Source organism: Agrobacterium sp. MS2 (assembly GCF_003261015.1).
GTDB classification, from domain to species: domain Bacteria; phylum Pseudomonadota; class Alphaproteobacteria; order Rhizobiales; family Rhizobiaceae; genus Agrobacterium; species Agrobacterium pusense.
In genome coordinates, this window is the sequence record NZ_QLNF01000064.1 from 30,258 (window position 1) to 49,835 (window position 19,578).

Annotated in this window: 22 protein-coding genes; 10 read left to right on the top strand and 12 right to left on the bottom strand. The window is 60.1% G+C overall.

Annotated elements, in window-relative coordinates; genetic code table 11:
* Positions 1–161: 161 nt before the first annotated feature.
* Both DOU54_RS17155 and glcF read left to right on the top strand, forming a co-directional pair.
* A complete protein-coding gene (locus tag DOU54_RS17155) occupies positions 162–1,376 on the top strand; it encodes an FAD-binding protein (RefSeq protein ID WP_113381027.1) in 1,215 nt (404 codons plus the stop codon).
* A gap of 3 nt (positions 1,377–1,379) precedes the next feature.
* On the top strand, positions 1,380–2,681 hold the full coding sequence (gene glcF, locus DOU54_RS17160; RefSeq protein WP_022555678.1) for a glycolate oxidase subunit GlcF: 1,302 nt from the start codon (positions 1,380–1,382) through the stop codon (positions 2,679–2,681).
* A 224-nt stretch (positions 2,682–2,905) separates the two neighbouring features.
* On the opposite strand, the gene DOU54_RS17165 is transcribed toward glcF, so the two are convergent.
* Both DOU54_RS17165 and DOU54_RS17170 read right to left on the bottom strand, forming a co-directional pair.
* Positions 2,906–3,565: an outer membrane beta-barrel protein gene (locus DOU54_RS17165; protein ID WP_113381019.1), complete on the bottom strand. Its 660-nt coding sequence runs from the start codon at positions 3,563–3,565 to the stop codon at positions 2,906–2,908.
* Between the two features lie 263 nt (positions 3,566–3,828).
* Positions 3,829–4,605 carry a L,D-transpeptidase gene (locus tag DOU54_RS17170; protein WP_113381018.1) on the bottom strand — a complete coding sequence of 259 codons (777 nt, stop codon included), beginning with the start codon at positions 4,603–4,605 and terminating at the stop codon, positions 3,829–3,831.
* A gap of 234 nt (positions 4,606–4,839) precedes the next feature.
* On the opposite strand from DOU54_RS17170, the gene DOU54_RS17175 reads away from it, so the two are divergent.
* Positions 4,840–5,469: a DNA-3-methyladenine glycosylase I gene (locus DOU54_RS17175; protein ID WP_004440176.1), complete on the top strand. Its 630-nt coding sequence runs from the start codon at positions 4,840–4,842 to the stop codon at positions 5,467–5,469.
* Positions 5,466–5,909: a hypothetical protein gene (locus DOU54_RS17180; protein WP_004440178.1), complete on the top strand. Its 444-nt coding sequence runs from the start codon at positions 5,466–5,468 to the stop codon at positions 5,907–5,909. The genes DOU54_RS17175 and DOU54_RS17180 overlap by 4 nt, the downstream gene beginning before the upstream one ends.
* A gap of 14 nt (positions 5,910–5,923) precedes the next feature.
* Here DOU54_RS17180 and DOU54_RS17185 read toward each other — a convergent pair whose 3' ends face one another.
* The gene (locus tag DOU54_RS17185) at positions 5,924–6,967 is read right to left on the bottom strand and encodes a YeiH family protein (protein ID WP_113381017.1); all 1,044 of its coding nucleotides are present in this window, start codon (positions 6,965–6,967) and stop codon (positions 5,924–5,926) included.
* An 81-nt stretch (positions 6,968–7,048) separates the two neighbouring features.
* Between DOU54_RS17185 and DOU54_RS17190 the strand changes: the two genes are divergently transcribed.
* Positions 7,049–7,966, top strand: a complete 918-nt coding sequence (locus DOU54_RS17190) for a LysR substrate-binding domain-containing protein (protein WP_004440182.1) — start codon at positions 7,049–7,051, stop codon at positions 7,964–7,966.
* 145 nt (positions 7,967–8,111) lie between these two features.
* Here the strand turns inward: DOU54_RS17190 and copM are convergent, their stop codons facing one another.
* Genes copM through relB form a run of 5 tightly spaced genes read right to left on the bottom strand, consistent with a single transcriptional unit; the run spans position 8,112 to position 10,226 of the window.
* The gene (gene copM / locus DOU54_RS17195) at positions 8,112–8,486 is read right to left on the bottom strand and encodes a CopM family metallochaperone (protein ID WP_004440183.1); all 375 of its coding nucleotides are present in this window, start codon (positions 8,484–8,486) and stop codon (positions 8,112–8,114) included.
* 57 nt (positions 8,487–8,543) lie between these two features.
* Entirely contained in the window at positions 8,544–8,927 is a 384-nt protein-coding gene (locus DOU54_RS17200) for a hypothetical protein (RefSeq protein WP_286079931.1), read from the bottom strand.
* 41 nt (positions 8,928–8,968) lie between these two features.
* Positions 8,969–9,733 (bottom strand): hypothetical protein, encoded by a 765-nt coding sequence (locus DOU54_RS17205; protein ID WP_113381015.1) that lies wholly within the window; start codon positions 9,731–9,733, stop codon positions 8,969–8,971.
* Between the two features lie 6 nt (positions 9,734–9,739).
* Positions 9,740–10,009, bottom strand: a complete 270-nt coding sequence (locus tag DOU54_RS17210) for a type II toxin-antitoxin system RelE family toxin (protein ID WP_113381014.1) — start codon at positions 10,007–10,009, stop codon at positions 9,740–9,742.
* A complete protein-coding gene (gene relB, locus DOU54_RS17215) occupies positions 9,993–10,226 on the bottom strand; it encodes a type II toxin-antitoxin system RelB family antitoxin (protein WP_004440186.1) in 234 nt (77 codons plus the stop codon). Before relB ends, DOU54_RS17210 begins: the two co-directional genes overlap by 17 nt.
* A gap of 234 nt (positions 10,227–10,460) precedes the next feature.
* Between relB and hisS the strand changes: the two genes are divergently transcribed.
* The 3 genes from hisS to hisG all read left to right on the top strand — a co-directional run bounded on the left by hisS (position 10,461) and on the right by hisG (position 13,963).
* A complete protein-coding gene (gene hisS / locus DOU54_RS17220; RefSeq protein WP_113381013.1) occupies positions 10,461–11,981 on the top strand; it encodes a histidine--tRNA ligase in 1,521 nt (506 codons plus the stop codon).
* 168 nt (positions 11,982–12,149) lie between these two features.
* Positions 12,150–13,274, top strand: a complete 1,125-nt coding sequence (locus DOU54_RS17225; protein ID WP_004440189.1) for an ATP phosphoribosyltransferase regulatory subunit — start codon at positions 12,150–12,152, stop codon at positions 13,272–13,274.
* Positions 13,271–13,963: an ATP phosphoribosyltransferase gene (gene hisG / locus DOU54_RS17230; protein ID WP_004440190.1), complete on the top strand. Its 693-nt coding sequence runs from the start codon at positions 13,271–13,273 to the stop codon at positions 13,961–13,963. Before DOU54_RS17225 ends, hisG begins: the two co-directional genes overlap by 4 nt.
* A 62-nt stretch (positions 13,964–14,025) precedes the next feature.
* Here hisG and DOU54_RS17235 read toward each other — a convergent pair whose 3' ends face one another.
* From DOU54_RS17235 to groES, 4 genes are all read right to left on the bottom strand, one after another.
* Positions 14,026–14,472: a DoxX family protein gene (locus tag DOU54_RS17235; protein WP_004440191.1), complete on the bottom strand. Its 447-nt coding sequence runs from the start codon at positions 14,470–14,472 to the stop codon at positions 14,026–14,028.
* Positions 14,473–14,619: 147 nt separating this feature from the next.
* Positions 14,620–15,060: a hypothetical protein gene (locus tag DOU54_RS17240; protein WP_222857004.1), complete on the bottom strand. Its 441-nt coding sequence runs from the start codon at positions 15,058–15,060 to the stop codon at positions 14,620–14,622.
* 800 nt (positions 15,061–15,860) lie between these two features.
* On the bottom strand, positions 15,861–17,495 hold the full coding sequence (gene groL, locus DOU54_RS17245) for a chaperonin GroEL (protein ID WP_113731707.1): 1,635 nt from the start codon (positions 17,493–17,495) through the stop codon (positions 15,861–15,863).
* Between the two features lie 73 nt (positions 17,496–17,568).
* Positions 17,569–17,865 (bottom strand): co-chaperone GroES, encoded by a 297-nt coding sequence (gene groES / locus DOU54_RS17250; RefSeq protein ID WP_004440196.1) that lies wholly within the window; start codon positions 17,863–17,865, stop codon positions 17,569–17,571.
* A 457-nt stretch (positions 17,866–18,322) separates the two neighbouring features.
* On the opposite strand from groES, the gene DOU54_RS17255 reads away from it, so the two are divergent.
* Both DOU54_RS17255 and DOU54_RS28215 read left to right on the top strand, forming a co-directional pair.
* The gene (locus tag DOU54_RS17255; protein ID WP_004440197.1) at positions 18,323–19,171 is read left to right on the top strand and encodes a TIGR01459 family HAD-type hydrolase; all 849 of its coding nucleotides are present in this window, start codon (positions 18,323–18,325) and stop codon (positions 19,169–19,171) included.
* A gap of 57 nt (positions 19,172–19,228) precedes the next feature.
* The coding region (locus tag DOU54_RS28215; protein WP_502695972.1) for an adenylyltransferase/cytidyltransferase family protein at positions 19,229–19,578 on the top strand (350 nt) is incomplete at its 3' end.

A 19,578-nucleotide genomic window follows, 5' to 3' on the forward strand; every position in this document is an offset into this window, starting at 1 on the left:
CCTCTGCCCTGCCGGGCATCTCCCCCTCAAGGGGGGAGATCGGCAAGGGGCGAACACCCTGCCCATGGAACGGGTGAGTGCGGCATATCGATCTCCCCCCTTGAGGGGGAGATGCCCGGCAGGGCAGAGGGGGGTATCACTTGCTCGAAGGCAACAATCGCATGCTGACGCCCTACGCAGAAACCCAGGTTGCCGACATCATCCGCGATCATGCCACGCGCAAAACCCCGCTGAAAATCTTCGGCGGCAACACTCGCTCCGGTTTCGGCAATGCGGTGACGGCGGAGACCGTGCTGACCTCCCGTGCGATGAACGGTATCGTTTCCTACGTCCCCGCCGAAATGGTCATGACTGCCAAGGCTGGCACGCCGCTCGCAACTGTCGAAGCGGCGCTGGCAGAAAATCGCCAGATGATGGCCTTCGAACCGATGGACCATCGCCCGATCATGGGCACCCATGGCGAACCGACCATTGGCGGCGTCTTTGCCGCCAATGTTTCCGGTCCGCGCCGCTATGTGGCGGGTGCGGCGCGCGACAGCCTTTTGGGCATCCGTTTCGTTAATGGTAACGGCGAGATCATCAAGGCCGGCGGCCGGGTGATGAAGAATGTCACCGGTCTCGATCTGTCGAAGTTTCTCGCTGGTTCTTTCGGCACGCTTGGGTTCCTCACCGAAGTCACATTCCGCGTGCTGCCGAAACCGCCCGTCGAAAAATCCGTTGTCGTGTCCGGCCTTGATGACGAGGCGGCGACACGCATAATGGCGGCGGCGATGGCGATGAGCGTCGAGGTCTCCGGCGCGGCGCATCTGCCTGAAAGCGTGCGTTCCAGCTTTATCGATGGCGGCTTGCCGGAAGGACCGGCCACCATTCTGCGTCTGGAAGGCCTTGCGGCCTCGGTGGAGGCCCGCACGGCTAAACTCCTGTCGGTCATGGATCGCGTCGGACCCTGGGCGCTGCTGGAGGGCGAGGAAAGCAGTCTTTTGTGGCGGCAGGTCCGGGATGTCGCGCCCTATGTCGGCCAATCCGCCAAGCCGCTCTGGAAAGTCTCGGTAGCGCCTTCGATGGGCCACCAGCTTGTTGCGGCGCTGCGCATGGAGGCAGGCATCGACGCCTTCTATGACTGGCAGGGCGGCCTGGTCTGGATGCAGATGGAGGCGGACCCCGAAGCCGATCTGCTGCGCGGCGCAATCCGTGCGCTCGGCGGTGGCCATGCCACGCTGATGAGGGCGAGCGATGCTGTGCGCGCCAAAGTCGCGGCCTTCGAACCGCGCCGGGCGGCGGAAGCACTGCTTTCCGGGCGTATCAGGGAGAAGCTCGATCCCGTGGGCATCTTCAATCCCGGCAAGATGGCCGTAACGATGGAAAGGGCCGTCTGAACCATGCAAACATCCTTCACGCCTGAGCAGCTGGCCGATCCACATGTGGCGGAATCGGAAAAAATCCTGCGCAAATGTGTGCATTGCGGCTTCTGCACCGCCACCTGTCCCACCTATGTCACGCTTGGCAACGAGCTGGACAGCCCGCGCGGCCGCATCTACCTCATCAAGGACATGCTGGAAAACAGCCGTCCGGCCGACCGCGAGGTGGTCACCCATATCGACCGCTGTCTTTCCTGTCTTGCCTGCACCACCACCTGTCCCTCCGGCGTGGATTACATGCATCTGGTCGATCATGCCCGCGCCCATATCGAGCAGACGTACAAGCGCCCCTTCATGGATCGGCTGATCCGCAATCTTCTGGTCGGCATATTACCCCATCCTGCCCGTTTCCGGCTGGCCCTGCATCTGGCCCGTCTGGCACGGCCTTTCGCCGGCCTTTTTGCGAAGGCTCCCGCGCTGAAACCGCTGCAGTCCATGCTTGCTCTCGCACCGGTCGCGGTCCCTCCAGCGTCGGCGTCAAGCCGCCCGGGCGCACGACCGGCCGAAGGTGAAAAGCGCGGGCGCGTCGCCATTCTCACCGGCTGCGCCCAGCCGGTACTTGATCCCGGTATCAATGAGGCGACGCTGCGGCTGCTTACGCGGCTCGGTATCGAGGTCGTTGTGCCGAAAGGGGAGGGCTGCTGCGGTTCGCTGGTGCACCACATGGGCCGGGAGGAAGAGGCGCTGGCTTCTGCTCGGCGGAATGTCGATGTCTGGACGCGCGAGATGGAGAATGGCGGTCTCGACGCCATCATCATCACAGCGTCGGGCTGCGGCACCACCATCAAGGATTACGGCCATATGCTTCGGCTTGATCCGGCCTATGCCGAAAAAGCCGCGCGGGTCTCGGCTCTGGCAAAGGACATCACCGAATACCTCGCCACGCTCGATCTGCCGCAACAGCAAAGCCAGGGGCTGACGGTCGCCTATCATTCCGCGTGCTCAATGCAGCACGGTCAGAAGATCACGCTTGCGCCGAAACAACTGCTGAAGGCGGCGGGTTTTGCCGTGCGTGATCCAGCGGAAGGGCACCTGTGCTGTGGTTCGGCCGGAACCTACAACATCCTGCAACCGGAAATTTCCGGCAAGCTCAAGGCGCGCAAGGTGAAGAACATCGAGGCCACGCGGGCAGATGTCATCGCGACAGGAAATATCGGCTGCATCACGCAGATCGGAACCGGCACGGACATGCCGATCCTGCACACTGTCGAGCTTTTGGACTGGGCTTATGGCGGGCCGAAGCCGGCGAGGCTGTCAGTTTAGAAACGTCCCGTGGTACTTTCGACTGCGCAGTACCCGAGCCAGATTTCGCGCATGCACTTTCGGCATCCGTCATGCCGGGCTTGACCCGGCATCCAGCCGACGCGCGTGGGCGCGACGAGAAGAGTCTTTCCAGCCCAATGACTTGGGCTGGCTGGATTCCGGCTCATGGCCGGAATGACGAAGAAAGAGAGCGTCGTCCACGCGGCACGCTCTGGCCATATCTTCTAGAACTTATACGCCACACCGAAATTCACCGCATTGGTGATGATGTCGGTCTTCAACGAGCCGCCGTTGTCAATATCGACATCGATGAAGGAATAGGTGCCCTTATATTCCACGAAGGTCGACCAGCTGTCGGTGATGCGGTAGCTGAGGCCGGCCTGCGCCTGCAGCGTTGCGCCGCCGAATTGGTACTCGAAAGTCTTGCCCGAGGGGCGGTACACTTCCACATGCGGCACGTTGATGCCGACGCCGGCGCCGACGTAAGGGGTGATCGGCAGGGATTCCAGCGGAAAGCGGTAGAGCGCGTTCAGCGTCAGTAGGTTCAGGCCGTCGGTGAATTCGAAATGCGACCAGCCTGAGCGGGCAAGTGTCTGGTCATCGGCATAGACCTTGTCGTGGGTGAAATCGAGCGAGATACCGAAATTCCGGAGCTGACCCTCATCGAACCAGTAGGTGCCGCGCACGCCCCAGTAGGGCGGGCTGGAAAAGGACTTGCCTTCCCATCCGGCGCGGAAATCCGGACCGTCGGAAACTTTCACATCGCTGTGCGGTGCGCTTTGCCAGCCGCCGTAACCGGAAATTGCGAATTCGCCCGCGATTGCGGCAGAGAAGGAAACGCCGCTGAAGAGCAGGGCGCAAACAAATGAAGTGTGGCGCGGCATGAAGTGAATCCAGATTGATATCAGTAATTCACCAAACCGTTTTTTGATAACATTTGAATGACAGAAACGAAAAACGGGCGGTCGATTGACCACCCGCTTTAAGGCCGTTCCGTCATCCCCCTGAGAGAGGTTCGGCGCCTGGCGTCCCCCGCCAAGTCTCATTCCGCTGAAGTGAGCCGGATTGTACCGCCGCAGGGCGGTAATTCAAGCGGATAAGCCGATACGCCCGTTCCGAAGCGGCCGGAAAGGCTGAACCGTTGCCGTCATATCACAATGACCTTGGTTCCGACGTTGACGCGCTCATAGAGATCGGTGACATCCTCGTTGCGCATGCGGATGCAGCCGGAGGAATTGTTGCTGCCGATCGTCCAGGGCTGGTTGGTGCCGTGGATCCGGTAAAGCGTCGAGCCGAGATACATGGCGCGCGCGCCCATCGGGTTGGCGGGGCCGCCTTCCATGAAGGCCGGCAGGTAATGTCCTTTTGCCGCCTCTCGGGTGATCATTTCCTTCGGCGGGGTCCAGCTCGGCCATTCCGCCTTACGGGTTACCTTGTGAGTTCCAGCCCATTCGAAACCGGGCTTGCCGACGCCGACGCCATAACGCCGGGCCTTGCCATCAGCAAGCACGAGATAGAGGAAACGGTTCGGCGTATCGATGACGATAGTGCCGGGTTTTTCATTGGTCGGATAGGTGACGATCTGCGGCAGGAATTGCGGCGCGATCTGGGTACGCACCGGCGCATTGGGGCGTACGGCGGCATTCTGCACCCGTGCCGGGCGCTGCGATGTGACGCCGGAGCTGGGTCGCTGCGGCATCGCGGCCTGGCGCTGCTGGAAGAACGGCTGGCGTGTGGCAGGTGCGCGCGGATAGACAACGGGGCGCACGTTGCCGCGGCCGCCGAGCTGGGTTACCCATGGCGCAGAAAGATCCGGGCTGACGACGACGGGCGGAGGCTCGCGATAACGTTCATTGGCCATGGCGGCAGGGACGGCGAGGGTGGAAACGAGGCTCAGCGCCAGGAAAACGGACTTCATCGTCATCGGGTGGACTCTCTCTGCGGGACGTCGCAACTATGGATTTGCGGGATCATTCTCCCGCTTTGCCGAACACGTTCGCACCTTGACGCCAGCGAATCGTAAATGGCTGTTCATTAAAAAGCGCTTGATTAAGGAAAGCTGATTTTAGGGTTAGCACCCCGTTTTGAAACGTGGTGAATGAGTGGTAAGTGCAGTCTTTAAGTGGTCGCAGGCGGAGTCGAAAAGGTGGTCGCGGAAATGATCGAGGCGGGACTTGAAACGGGCGCGGATGGCCTTGTTCGGTGCTTCTGGCAGCAGGGGCTTGCGGATTACAGCCGTTATCACGACGAAGAATGGGGTTATCCCGTCACCGATGATCGCCGCCTGTTTGAGAAAATTTGCCTGGAGGGCTTTCAGTCCGGCCTCTCCTGGCTGACGGTGCTGCGCAAGCGGGAGGCTTTCCGTCTTGCATTCGCCAATTTCGAGTTCGAAAAAGTGGCCGAGTTCGGCGAGGCCGATATCGAGCGCTGCCTTGCTGACAAGGGCATTATCCGCCATCGCGGCAAGATTGTTTCTACCATCAACAACGCCCGCCGCGCCGTGGCTCTGCGGGACGAGTTCGGGTCGCTCGCCCGATATTTCTGGGGTTTCGAACCGGCTGCCGCAGAAAGGCCGCAAAGGCTGGACTATGCGACTTTAAGGGCCAACCCGACCAGCGCCGCCTCCATCCGCCTTTCCAAGGATCTGAAGAAGCGGGGCTGGACCTTTGTCGGCCCGACGACCGTCTATGCATTCATGCAGGCCATGGGTATGGTCAACGACCATATCGAAGGCTGTCATTGCCGCCAGCCGATAGAGGTCATGCGGCGGGAGTTTGTACGTCCATGAAGGTAACCCCCCTTCTCCTGGCGCTTGCCATGGCCATGGCCGCCGTGCCGCACCCCTCCTTTGCGGAAGGCCGCAACGTTGACGGTATCTGGCTGGATGACGGCGAAAGGCTGAAGGAGGTGGCGTTGCCACCGGCCGGTCCGCTGAAGCTCGAGGGCTGGACGCGCCGCGGGCGCGGCGATGTTTATCGTCTGAAGGTGAAGGCAGGGCAGACGGTGAAGGTCGAGCTTGCCGCCTCGAGCGAATTCGTATTGATGGCGATCTTCGATTTTTCGACCCCGGATGAAGATGCGATTTTCTTCAGCGATTCCCAGGGCAAGGTGGCGACGCTGACACCAAAGGCAGATACCGAGTGGTTGATTCGCCCGACGCTCATTCTCGGTTCGCCGCGCCGCGGGCTCGGTGCGCATTATACACTTACTGTCAGCGCCGGCGAATAAAGCCGGAAGCTGGCTCAGGCCGTCTGGGTCAATATGATCAGGCCAAAGCTCAGGATACCGAGCAGCAAGAGAGACAGGCTGGCAGCCAGGATGACCTTACCGCCGGCGTGGCGAAGGCTGCGGATATCGACCGAAAGGCCCAACGCCGCCATCGACATGATGGTGAGGATGTTTGAGAGAGAGGCGACGGGGGCAAGCAGGACTTCAGGGATGAGACCGAATGACCGGGCCATGATCATCAGCACGAAGCCGATGATGAACCACGGAACCATCTGCTGCAATCTGAGGCGTCCCTTGTCCGACCGGCCGTGGACGACGGAGAGGGTGGCGATGACAGGTCCCAGCATCAGCACGCGGATGAGCTTCACGATGGTGCCGGTTTGCACGGCAATCGCGCCAAGCGGGGCGGTGGCGGCCAGAACCTGCGGCACGGCATAGACCGTAAGCCCGGCGAAGATGCCGTACTGGGTGGCGTCGAGCCCGAGAAGCTGCGGCAGGAATGGCATCAAAAGCACGGCGGCGACACCGAGAACCGCGGTAAAGGCAATCGAGGCGGCGACATCTTCCGGCTTGGCGCCGATGGCAGGGGCCGCAGCGGCAATGGCGGAATTGCCGCAGATGGAATTGCCGCAGGCAATCAACGTCGCGAGCTTGGGCGGGAGGCCGAGCATCCGCCCGGCGGCATAGCTGACGACCAGTGACAGCGCGACGATCAGCGCAATGCCGCCTATGAGCAAACCGCCGGCGCCCTTGAGGATGGACAGGCTGAGTGATGCACCGAGAAGCGCCACGGCGATTTCTAGCAGGGTCTTGGCGCTGAACTTTATGCCGGCGGAAGCGGCTGCGGGCAGAGCCACCAGCGAACGCAGCATGGTCCCGATCAGAATGGCGAGAACGAGATCGCCAAGCCAAGCATGGCCCGCAAGCCGCACCTGAAAGCGCTCCGCCAGAATGGCGGCGCAGCTGACGGCCGCACAGAGGAGAATGCCCGGAAGAAGCGGGGCGAGCCAGCGGAGCGAAAACTGGAAGGGATGAGCAAGGGTGCGATGTTGGGCCATGGCCAGACCATGCCGCAGCAGCCTGTTTTATTCTATCAAATAATATGGCATATATTATTCGATAAAATCGAATGAAAAACCATGACCTTTGAGCAGCTCCGTATTTTCATCGCCGTAGCCGAACGCGAGCACCTGACAAGGGCTGCGGAAGCCATCGGTCTGACCGCCTCCGCCGTCAGCTCCGCCATCAAAAATCTCGAAGCCTTTTATAATGTCGAGCTGTTCCACCGCGTCGGCCGCAACATTGAGTTGACTGAAAGCGGCCGGGTGTTTCTGGGTGAAGCAAAGGCGACATTGGCGCGTGTGCGCAATGCGGAACTAATTCTCTCCGAAATGGGCGGGCTGACGCGCGGCGAAATCACCGTCTGCGCCAGCCAGACCATTGCGAGCTACTGGCTGCCGCCGATCCTGATGCAGTTTAAGAAGCTCTATCCCGGTGTCACCGTGCGGCTGGATATCGGCAATACCAAGACCGTGACGCAGGCGGTGCTGGACGGTCTTGCGGAGGTGGGTTTCATTGAAGGCAGGATCGATGAGCCGGCTCTGATGGTGCAGCCGGTGGTGTCTGACAAGCTTCTGGTCGTCACGGGCTCCGCCCATCCCTTTGCCGATGGCCGTTATCTCACCGCGCTGGATATCCTCTACGGCACTTCATGGGTTCTGCGCGAGCAGGGCTCCGGCACCCGCTCCGCCTTCGAGGCGGCGGTGCGGCAGATGGGCGTGGATCCGGGTGAACTCTCGGTCATGCTTGAACTGCCGTCCAACGAGGCGGTGGTGATGGCGGCACGCTCCGGCGGGGCTGCGACGGCGGTTTCAGCCTCAGTGGCATCCCTCTTCCTGCGGCAAGGCCTGCTCGTTCGCGCTGGTATTGATTTGCCCGCCCGCAACTTCGCTTTGTTGCGCCACAAGGAACGCCACACCAGCCGGGCAGCCATGGAGCTGGAACGCCTCAGCCGCGCGGCATCGGAGGATTACAAGGCCGGTCTTGCGGGGTTATAGTAAAGCGCGGGGTGGCAGGCGGCGTTCGCGCGTTCGCCGTTGTATGGGAAAGCTGTCGCAAGTTTCTTCTCCCCGCGGGGGAAGAAATATGCCGCAAAGTTGCCGGAGGAGCGCCATAGCCGGCGCTCCCCTTCAACAATAGCAATCACTTGCCCCTGGACTTCAGCCAGGCCTTCATCATGGCGATTTCGCCTTCCTGCGCCTTGATCACTTCTTCGGCCAGCTTGCGGATTTCCGGGTCCTTGCCGTATTGCAGTTGGACCTTGGCCATATCGATCGCCCCCTGATGATGCGGGATCATGCCGCGCACGAAATCGACGTCGGCATCGCCACTATAATCGATTGCCATATTGCCATGCATCTTTTTGCTGGCTTCCATGAACGCCTGGGTGGAGGCGCTGTCGCTCATGCTGCCTTTTGACATGTCGTGTCCGGCATGGCCGCCCGCGTCCTGTGCAAAAGCGGGCATGGCGAGAGAGGCCGCAAAAGCGGCGGCGAGCGTAATGGTCTTGATAGACATGGATTATCCTTCCTGTGTCTGACGGATTTTTCGAAAGTCGGTCTGAAAAATCTGCGGTCAGGCGCGGGGAGGCGGTAGCGGCGGCGCGAAAGCCTTGCCGTCAAAGACAGTGCCGCGTTGCGGCTTCGGATAGGCGAATGCCATCCGCCCGGCATCGGCAAAGATCATTCGTGGGACCACGATCAGGCAGGCGGCGCAGGAATCCGGATGTGAAGCATCGTTGCCGTGGGGGCAGCAACCGCCCGTTCCCGCTTCATGAGCGGCATTCTCCGCAGGCGTTTGAGAACCGTGATCTTGCGGGTGTGATTGGGTATCTTGATGTTTCATCGGCAATTGCGAGGAAACAACTATGCCTGTCGGCATGCTCATCGCCATCTGCGCCGGCATCGCGCCGTAAAGCAGGCAGGCAAGGAACATCAATGTGCGGACCACATGGGACATGATGTGAAGTTACCGCTGGAATTATGGAATAAGCATGACGATCAGGTCAGTTCACGTGCAATGACGTGGTGCACGATGCGATAATCCCTGCTTTCCTCGCCAAGCGGCGCGAGCGGCCACTCCCATGCAGCGGCGGGCGCGGCAAGCTCAATGCCGTGCAGCAGGTCCTTGTGCTGGTGCAGGCTTCCATCCTTGCCGATGACGTCAAAGGCGGTGTCCGTCACCAGGCACACCTTGCAGGGCAGACCGGCCAGCGCATCGAGATGCGTATGAATGAGTTTCGGCAGGAGATCATCAGGCGCAGCCGCTATTTTCTGCCGTTCCAGCCGATGCTGTGCACCCGTACCGATCTGCGACAGCAGGTTGGCCGAGACGACAAAATCGAGATAGGGCACCCGCCGCAGGAAATCGAGCGGTTCCGACGGTCGGCCGGCCATGAGATCATCGAAGCCGGAAAGATCGCGATTGGCGATGCGGACATTCTTTTTGGCGTTGAGCCGCAACTTCACCTGCACGCTGGCGAGATGTACCAGATCGACCAGAACGACGGTATCGAACATCGCCACCAGCGCCTCATGGGGCACATCCCGCAACAGACCGGACCCCAGCACCACGGCGGTCCGTCTCTGCTTCAGCTTTCTCGCCGATTGCAGCACGAATTGCCGGCTGTTGTTTTCATGCTCTGCCCAGGCTTTGGCGCAACGGTTGGCGCGTGCCCAGAGATTGACGGAATAGCGGATATGCGGCCGGAATTCTTTCGGCGTGACCGCGCGGGTGGCGGCATATTGCAGGGCTTCGAGGATCATGAACGCCTAACGGTAAATTTCTCGGCGATGGCCGATTTCGACCACCAGCACGATTAGCTTGTGATCCTGTATATCGCAGATGATGCGATAATCGCCCACCCGGTAACGCCAGAAATTTCCAAGTTCGGAACCTTGCAGGGCGGCACCGGTTCTGCGGGGATTTTCATTTTGCACCACCCTGTCTGCCAGAAACGAAACGATGCGGTTCGCATCTTGCTTCGCCAGCTTTTCAAGCTGCTTGACGGCGCGGTGCTGAAACTCAATTTTCCAGATCAAGGTTGCGCATCACTTCTTCCAGAGTATAGGTGCGCTCATTGTTTGCGATCCGTCGCCGCGTCGCCTCTTCGGCGAGATAAAGATCTTCCATATCTTCGATATGCTTCTCGATCGCCTCGCGAATGTAATAGGCAGATGTGCGTCCGGTGCGCTCGGAAAGCGCTTTCAGCCGCTCATAGGTCTCATCCGGGAGGCGGATGGCCGTCTGTTTGCTCATCGCTTGCGTCCTTTCCGACTAAAATGGGATACATGCATCCCATATAGCATCGCTTGTCCTTCGCGGCCAGTAAAACCGGAGCCTTTGCGGCTTGCCGCACAGGGCTTCATCCTCTAAAGCATGTCTCCCAAAAGTGCGCAGCGGTTTTGAGATAAAGACATGCGTAAAAACAGAATTTAAAGCGCGGCGCGCTTTAACACCGGCATAATTTCAGGAAAATATCGGATCGGCATCATGAGCGAAAAAGCAAAAAAGCCTCAGAAACTGAAAGCCCGTCTGCCGCGCGGCTTCGTGGACCGCTCGGCTGCCGATATCCATGCCACCAACGAGATGATCGACAAGATCCGCAGGGTTTATGAGCTTTACGGTTTCGACCCGATCGAAACGCCGCAGTTCGAATATACCGATGCGCTCGGCAAGTTCCTGCCCGATAGCGACCGCCCGAACGAGGGCGTGTTTTCGTTGCAGGATGACGACGACCAGTGGATGAGCCTGCGCTACGATCTGACGGCGCCGCTCGCACGCCATGTGGCTGAAAACTTCAACGAAATCCAGCTGCCATACCGCACCTATCGCGCCGGTTATGTCTTCCGCAATGAAAAGCCCGGCCCCGGCCGTTTCCGGCAGTTCATGCAGTTCGATGCCGATACGGTGGGTGCATCCGGCGTGCAGGCGGATGCCGAAATGTGCATGATGATGGCAGATACGCTGGAAGCACTCGGCATCAAGCGCGGAGATTACGTTATCCGAGTCAACAACCGCAAGGTGCTCGATGGCGTCATGGAAGCCATCGGTCTCGGTGGCGAGGAAAATGCCGGTCGTCGTTTGAACGTGCTGCGCGCTATTGATAAGCTCGACAAGTTCGGCCCTGAGGGTGTGAAGCTGCTGCTCGGCCCCGGCCGCAAGGACGAGTCCGGTGACTTTACTAAGGGTGCCGGTCTCGGTGACGAGCAGATCGAAAAGGTCCTGTTTTTCGTCGGCATCAAGGATTATGCGGCAAGCGCCGATGATCTGGCGAAACTGGTCGCGGGCACCTCGAAAGGCGAGGAAGGCGTTGATGAACTGAACATCATCGGCGCTCTCGTCTCCAGTGCCGGTTACGATGCGGATCGCATCAAGATCGACCCCTCGGTCGTTCGCGGCCTCGAATATTATACAGGCCCGGTCTATGAGGCCGAGCTCACCTTCGACGTCACCAACGAAAAGGGCGAAAAGGTCGTGTTCGGCTCCGTCGGCGGCGGCGGCCGTTATGACGGCCTCGTCTCCCGCTTCATGGGCCAGCCGGTTCCCGCCACAGGCTTCTCCATCGGCGTTTCGCGTCTGATGACGGCGCTGAAGAACCTCGGCAAGCTCGGCCAGGTGAAGCCGCTCGCGCCTGTTCTCATCACCGTCATGGATGGTGATGTGGAGAGCATGAGCCGTTATCAGCGTTTCACCCAGGCGCTGCGGGCCGAAGGCATCCGCGCTGAAATGTATCAGGGCAACTGGAAGAAATTCGGCAACCAGCTGAAATACGCCGACCGCCTCGGTTCCCCCATTGCCATCATTCAGGGCGGTGACGAGCGTGCCGAAGGCGTGGTGCAGATCAAGGACCTGATCGAAGGCAAGCGCCTCTCCGGCGAGATCGAGGACAATGCCAGCTGGCGCGAGGCGCGTGTGGCCCAGGTCAGCGTGCCGGAGGCCGAGCTGGTGGCAAAGGTCCGCGAGATTCTGGCCGCACAAGCTGAAGATTTGGCGCGGGCGCAAAGTAAGTAACGTGGTGTCAGCCGCTTACCCCCCTCTGTCCTGCCGGACATCTCCCCCTCACGGGGGGAGATCTGCAAGCGGCCAGCGCGGCGTACTCCCACTGATCTCCCCCCTTGAGGGGGAGATGTCACGAAGTGACAGAGGGGGGTATCTCGTGGCGTATACAGGAAATATCCCATGCCCCTGATCGACATGCCGGAGTTTTCCGGAGAGCTACTGGAAGAATTCGCCGCGCGCCGCACGAGTCGCGTGAACACGCCCGTCATCCAGCCTGCGGAACCGTTTCTGGATATGGCTGGCGAGGATTTGCGCCGCCGTATCTTCATGACGGAGAGCGAGACGGGTGAGAGCCTGTGCCTGCGGCCCGAATTCACCATTCCCGTCTGCCTGCGCCATATCGAGACGGCGACCGGCACACCCAAACGTTATTCCTATCTCGGTGAAGTCTTCCGCCAGCGCCGCGAAGGTGCGAACGAATTTTATCAGGCTGGCATCGAGGATCTCGGCGATACCGATATTGCCGCCGCCGATGCGCGTGCCGTCATCGATGCCACCGGGATTCTGCAGCGTTTGCTGCCGGGCCGGGCGCTTGCCGTCACCCTGGGCGATCAACAGGTGTTCGAGGCGGTTGTTGCCGCCCTTGGCCTGCCGCTCGGCTGGCAGAAGCGGCTGGTACAGGCCTTCGGTGACATGGCGCAGCTTGACGCGTTGCTGGAAAGCCTCATGCATCCCAAGCCGATGACCGGGCTGGACGCCCGCGTCGCCGGGCTATTGGCGACCGGGGATGAGGCGGTGCTGGTCGATTATCTCGATACGGTGATGCAGGAAACCGGCTACTCCACCAATGCAAGCCGTTCACCACAGGAAATCGCCCGCCGCCTGCGGGAAAAACTGGCCCTTGCGGCCACACGTCTACCGGATGACAGTTTTGCGCTGCTGAAGCAGTTCCTCGCTTTGAAGGCGCCTCTGCCGCAGGCCTCGCAGGTTCTGGCCGATTTTGCTGCAAAGGCGAAGCTGAAACTGGACGGGGCGCTTTCCGCTTTCGACAAACGTGTCGCAGCTCTTTCTAACGCTGGCGTTGACCTCGAAACCGTCACCTATGGCGCGGCGTTCGGTCGTCCGCTCGACTATTATACCGGCCTTGTTTTCGAGGTGGTGGAAGCGGGTGGAGATAGTGTTCTCGCCGGTGGCGGCCGTTTCGACCGGCTGCTGACGCTGCTCGGCGCACAGGAAAAAATACCGGCCGTGGGCTTCTCGCTCTGGCTGGATCGCATCGAAACGGTGCGCGGGAGTAAGCCATGATCACCATCGCATTGCCCTCCAAGGGCCGGATGAAGGAAGACTCCTCCGCCGTTCTCGAACGCGCCGGGCTGAAAGTCGCTGCCGTCGGCAATGATCGTTCCTATCGCGGCCGCGTCGAAGGGCGCGACGATATCGAGATCGCCTATCTGTCGGCGTCAGAAATCGCCCGCGAGATCGGCGCCGGCACGGTGGATTTCGGCGTGACCGGGGAGGACCTTGTGCGTGAAGGGCTGACCAATGCCGATGCGCAGGTGGAATTCTGCGCCCGTCTCGGTTTTGGGCATGCCGACGTCGTGGTCGCCGTGCCGGAAATCTGGCTGGATGTGGACAGCATGGCGGATCTGGGTGATGTCGCTTCGGAGTTCCGCGCCCGCCATGGTCGAAGGCTCGCCATCGCCACCAAATACTGGCGGCTGACGCAGCAGTTCTTTTCACGCCAGCACGGCATCCAGCTTTACCGCATCGTCGAAAGCCTCGGTGCCACCGAAGGCGCGCCGGCGGCGGGGCAGGCGGATATCATCGTTGATATCACCTCCACGGGTTCGACGCTGAAAGCCAACCATCTGAAAATTCTCTCCGACGGTATCATCGTGCGTTCGGAAGCCTGCTTTGTCCGCGCCCGCAAACCGGAACATGACGGCGATGGAAGGATTGAGGAGATCGCGTCGCGCATCAGGGCGGCGGTCTGAGCATCAAAACACAAAAGCCGCTGGATCGCTCCAGCGGCTTTTTCGTTGGCGGGACGCCTGAATTAAGCGTGAGCCAGAGCGACGCCGCGCTTTGCATCGACGGAATAAGCGCCGGGACCGAAGGCGGCGAGCAGGATGTAAGCGCCGGCCAGGGTGATGTTTTTCATCAGCATGATGCCGTTCAGCGCATTGATCCAGCCAAGCGCCGGGTCAGGCCAGCCGGGAACGGCAACGGTGCCGCTGTGGAAAACGAGGCCGGTGAAGACGCAGAAGACGGCAAGCGCCCAGGCGGCGATTTTCGTCTGGAAACCGACGAGAATGGCAAGGCCGGTCACGAGTTCGAAGAGGCCTGCGAGATATGCAAGCGCGGTTGCGGCAGGCATGCCGGCACCGGCGATCATGCCGGCCGTACCGGCCGGATCGGTCAGCTTGCCGAAGCCGGCATAGATAAAGATGAAGGATAGCAGAATGCGGGCAATAAGAACGAGAACGTTCTGGCTGCTGGACATGGAAATCTCCGGTAAATGATCGGCGTTTCGCCGGTTGGGGCAATGTCTGGAGATATCAATGACTGAAAATCATTCGCCCATAAAGATGAACAACAGAAGACAAATTGTCTTTATTTTGTGAACGATGGTGAAACTGGAAACAGGATATCAGGCGGCGAAGCGCATGTCTTCGAAACGGGGAAACAGGAACAGTCCCGTGATACGACCGGGCTGGCCATCTTCAAAATTGAAGGATTCACCCATGCAGATGACCGGTTGCCGCAGGGCCGGCAACATCGAGATGCCGGTTGAAAAGCAGAAACGCGAGGGGGCGGAAGAAGCCTGTTCGAATAGTTCCAGCACCCGGGCGTGGTCAGCGCGGTCGTAACAGCGGACGAGGCTGAGCAGGCCGCACTCACCCGGCGGCACCCCATGCATGAAAGATGCGTGTTCGCCGAGCCGGATGACACCGCTCGAAAGCTCACTGCTCCATTCTTCCGAAATGAAGAAACGCGCCAAAGTCCGTGGATCCGGTGTGGTGGGAGCCGCCGCGGGCAAAGCATCGTTGCGTCTTGATATTTCGAACAATTCGCGCCCCCGTATGAACATCGCGCCGGCGCCGCTTTTGAAGCGTTATCGCCGGGTCGAACTTCCACCGCCATCCGCAGTCTGACGTATCTGCCAGGCATCGAAACCCCTTCAATGCTTGCGTCCCGTCGCGGCACCCTTACGGGGGCTGCTTATAGTTTATTTTCTTCTACCTACAACAACCAGTCAGTGAGAAATATAAAAATAATATGTATTTCTTCTTCAAAACCGCGAGACTTGTGAAAAGCCACAACTAAATAGCGTACTTACAGGTCACTTGGCGCCGATATCGAGTCCCGTGGTGATGATGATTCGCAGCAGCGCCACCGCAATATTCCATGGGCCGCAAAAAACGGCGGGACAAATGCGGCGCTGTTCCAAAACGGGACAATATTTGAGCCCTTCCGCGTGGGCCTTCGAAATTGTGCAACCGGTTGATTTTACGAGGCATCTCTCTGGGAGGTGCCGACGTTCTGCTCAGTCTGGCGTCGAGATTCACAGACTGCGCTCCTTTCTCTTCGGTCAGGGGACAGGGCCGATCCGACGAGTGCCGTTCATTATCCCGATGGCAGGACTGATTAGAAGTCCATGCCGCCCCGTCTGGCGCGCTGGCGACGCTGGACCACTCAAGGGGCATGGGCGGCCAACGAAAAAGGGCGATCCGAAGACCGCCCATTCATTATTCCGATGACAGAACTGGTTAGAAGTCCATGCCGCCCGTCCGGCGCGCTGGCGACGCCGGACCACTCAAGGGGCATGGGTGGCCAACGAAAAAGGGCGATCCGAAGACCGCCCTTTCATTATTCCGGTGACAGGACTGATTAGAAGTCCATGCCGCCCATGCCGCCGCCCGGCATTGCCGGCATCGGAGCGTCCTTCTTCGGAAGCTCGGCGATCATGGCTTCGGTGGTGATCAGCAGCGAAGCAACCGAAGCTGCGTTCTGCAGAGCCGTGCGGACAACCTTGACCGGGTCGACGATGCCGAGCTGGATCAGGTCGCCATATTCGCCGGTCTGGGCGTTGTAGCCGTAGTTGTCTTCGTTCTTCTCGAGGATCTTGCCAACAACGATGGAAGCTTCGTCACCAGCGTTGTCTGCAATCTGGCGAACCAGAGCCTGCAGGGCGCGGCGGATGATGTTGATACCAGCTTCCTGGTCGTCGTTTTCGCCCTTGACGGCGATCTTCGTGGACGAACGCAGCAGAGCCACGCCACCACCAGGCACGATGCCTTCCTGAACGGCAGCGCGCGTCGCGTTGAGAGCGTCGTCGATGCGGTCCTTCTTTTCCTTCACTTCGACTTCCGTCGAACCGCCAACGCGGATAACGGCAACGCCGCCAGCGAGCTTGGCAAGGCGTTCCTGCAGCTTTTCGCGGTCGTAGTCGGAGGTGGTTTCTTCGATCTGGGCCTTGATCTGGGCAACACGACCTTCGATGTCGGACTTCTGGCCGGCGCCGTCAACGATCGTGGTGTTTTCCTTGGAGATCGAAACCTTCTTCGACTTGCCGAGCATGTCGAGCGTAACGTTTTCGAGCTTGATGCCGAGGTCTTCGGAAATGACGGTACCGCCGGTCAGGATGGCGATGTCTTCCAGCATGGCCTTGCGGCGGTCGCCGAAGCCAGGAGCCTTGACGGCAGCGATCTTGAGGCCGCCACGCAGCTTGTTGACGACGAGCGTTGCAAGAGCTTCGCCTTCGACGTCTTCAGCGATGATGACGAGCGGCTTGCCGGTCTGAACGACAGCTTCGAGAACCGGCAGCATGGCCTGGAGGTTCGAGAGCTTCTTTTCGTGCAGGAGGATGTAGGCGTCTTCGAGGTCAGCCACCATCTTTTCCGGGTTGGTCACGAAGTAGGGCGACAGGTAGCCGCGGTCGAACTGCATGCCTTCGACGACTTCGAGTTCGGTTTCAGCGGTCTTGGCTTCTTCAACGGTGATGACGCCTTCGTTGCCGACCTTCTGCATTGCTTCAGCAATGTCGAGACCGATCTGACGTTCGTCGTTTGCGGAGATCGTGCCGACCTGCGCAACTTCTTCAGAGGTGTTGATCTTCTTGGCCTTGGCCTGAAGGTCCTTGACGACTTCAGCGACGGCCAGATCGATACCGCGCTTCAGGTCCATCGGGTTCATGCCGGCAGCGACTGCCTTGGAACCTTCGCGAACGATGGCCTGGGCCAGAACGGTCGCTGTGGTGGTGCCGTCACCGGCGATGTCGTTGGTCTTGGAGGCAACTTCGCGAACGAGCTGTGCGCCCATGTTCTCGAACTTGTCTTCCAGTTCGATTTCCTTGGCGACCGAAACGCCGTCCTTGGTGATGCGCGGAGCGCCGAAGGACTTGTCGATAACGACGTTACGACCCTTCGGGCCGAGGGTTACCTTCACTGCATCAGCAAGAACGTCGACGCCCTTGAGCATCTTTTCGCGTGCTGTGCGGCCGAATTTTACTTCTTTGGCTGCCATTTTCAAAACTCCTGGTTTCGAATGGCCGGACGGGGTCCGGCTTGAAATTTAAGGAAGGATGGGGTGGCCGAAATCAGCCGATGATGCCCATGATGTCGGCTTCCTTCATGATCAGAAGGTCTTCGCCGTTGAGCTTGACTTCGGTGCCCGACCACTTGCCGAACAGAACGCGATCGCCAACCTTGACGTCGAGAGCGACGACCTTGCCGGCTTCGTCACGTGCGCCGGAACCGACGGCGACGATTTCGCCTTCCTGCGGCTTTTCCTTGGCGGTGTCGGGAATGATGATGCCGCCCTTGGTCTTTTCTTCGGACTCAACGCGACGAACAACGACGCGATCGTGAAGCGGGCGGAAATTGGTGCTTGTCATTGTCTAATCCCTCGATCAAATGACTGCGCGAGCTTTTGGAACTCGCCTGATGGGTGTTAGCACTCTCGTTTATCGAGTGCCAGCGGAACCGAGATAAGGAGGGCTTCTTCCGGAGTCAAGAACGCCCTGTCTGAAAAATTTCGTGGCTTATGGTTACCAGCGTTCCGTGACAGGAATTTCTATGTCTGCGCGATGCTATGAAGCTTCACACCGGGAGGCTGGAAGGCTCGAAAAGCGCGCCCCTGTCTTCCTTAGGCTTGTCCCAGGAATATGATCTGCCAACGCATTGATTTTCGTGACGGGTTTGGATGCGCGGGATAAGCCTGAGGATGACGTCGAGTGTGACGCGCCATTCCGTTCAGTCCGACGCCCGGACCGGCGGCGCTTTTTTCCTTGCCATCGGCGTCCCGCTTTGCGATGTGACGCACACACTCTTCTCGCATCCGGAAAGCATCTCATGGCCCACCGCATTCAAACTCTCGGCGAAATCACTGATGGGTTCGACGTTATCCTGTCGGATGTCTGGGGCGTGCTGCACAATGGCGTCAGCGCCTTTCCGGACGCGGCCATTGCCCTGAGAAGCGCGCGCGAGGCCGGCAAGACCGTGGTTCTCATCACCAATTCACCGCGTCCCGCGCCCGGCGTCATCGCCCAGCTGCGTGTGCTCGGCGTGCCCGACGAGGCCTATGACCGCATCGTCACCTCGGGCGATGTAACGCGTGGCCTGATCGCGGAAGGCCCCAGAAAAGTCTTCCTGCTGGGACCGCAGCGGGACATGCCGCTGTTGGAGGGTCTCGATGTCGAGGTGGTTGGCGAGGCCGACGCGGACTCCGTGGTCTGCACCGGCTTCTTCGACGACGAGACGGAGACTCCGGAGGACTATACCGAAATGCTTAAGGGCTTTATTGCCCGCAACGTGCCGATGATCTGCGCCAACCCGGATCTGGTGGTGGAGCGCGGCGAGCGCATCATTCCCTGCGCCGGCGCCATGGCCGCCTATTACGAACAGCTTGGCGGCGAGGTTCGCATCGCCGGAAAGCCGCATGCGCCGATCTATGAGGCCTGCCTTGCAGCGGCCAAGGAAGTGCGCGGCGCCTTCGCCAAGGATCGCGTTCTCGCCATCGGTGACGGCATGCCGACGGATGTGAAGGGCGCGATTGCGAGCGGTCTCAACCTTCTTTATATCAGCGGCGGTATTCACGTCGCCGAATATACGCTGAACGGCCAGACGGACGAGGCGCTTCTCAATGCCTATCTCAAGGGGCAGGGCGCTTCACCCGGCTGGTGGATGCCCCGACTTGCCTGAGGACGCATTTCTACGTCTCGCCTCGGGAATAGCTGGCGCTGGAATGGATCGACTGTCATGACCGTCTTTCACCGCAATGAAAAAAAAGAGCCGCTGCCCGAAGCTCTTCGTGGCGGCGTCGTCGCCATAGGCAATTTCGATGGCGTGCATCGCGGCCACCGGGCCGTGCTGGATCGCGCGCTGGAACTGGCGGAAGCCCGCGGCGTCCCCGCGCTGGTGCTGACCTTCGAGCCGCATCCCCGTTCCGTGTTCAGGCCCGATACGCCGGTCTTTCGCCTCACGCCTGCGCCATTGAAGGCGCGCATCCTTGAGGCCATCGGTTTCCGCTCGGTTATCGAATATCCGTTCGACCGCGAGTTTTCGCAGCGCTCGGCGGAAGAGTTCGTCCAGTCCATCCTGATTGACTG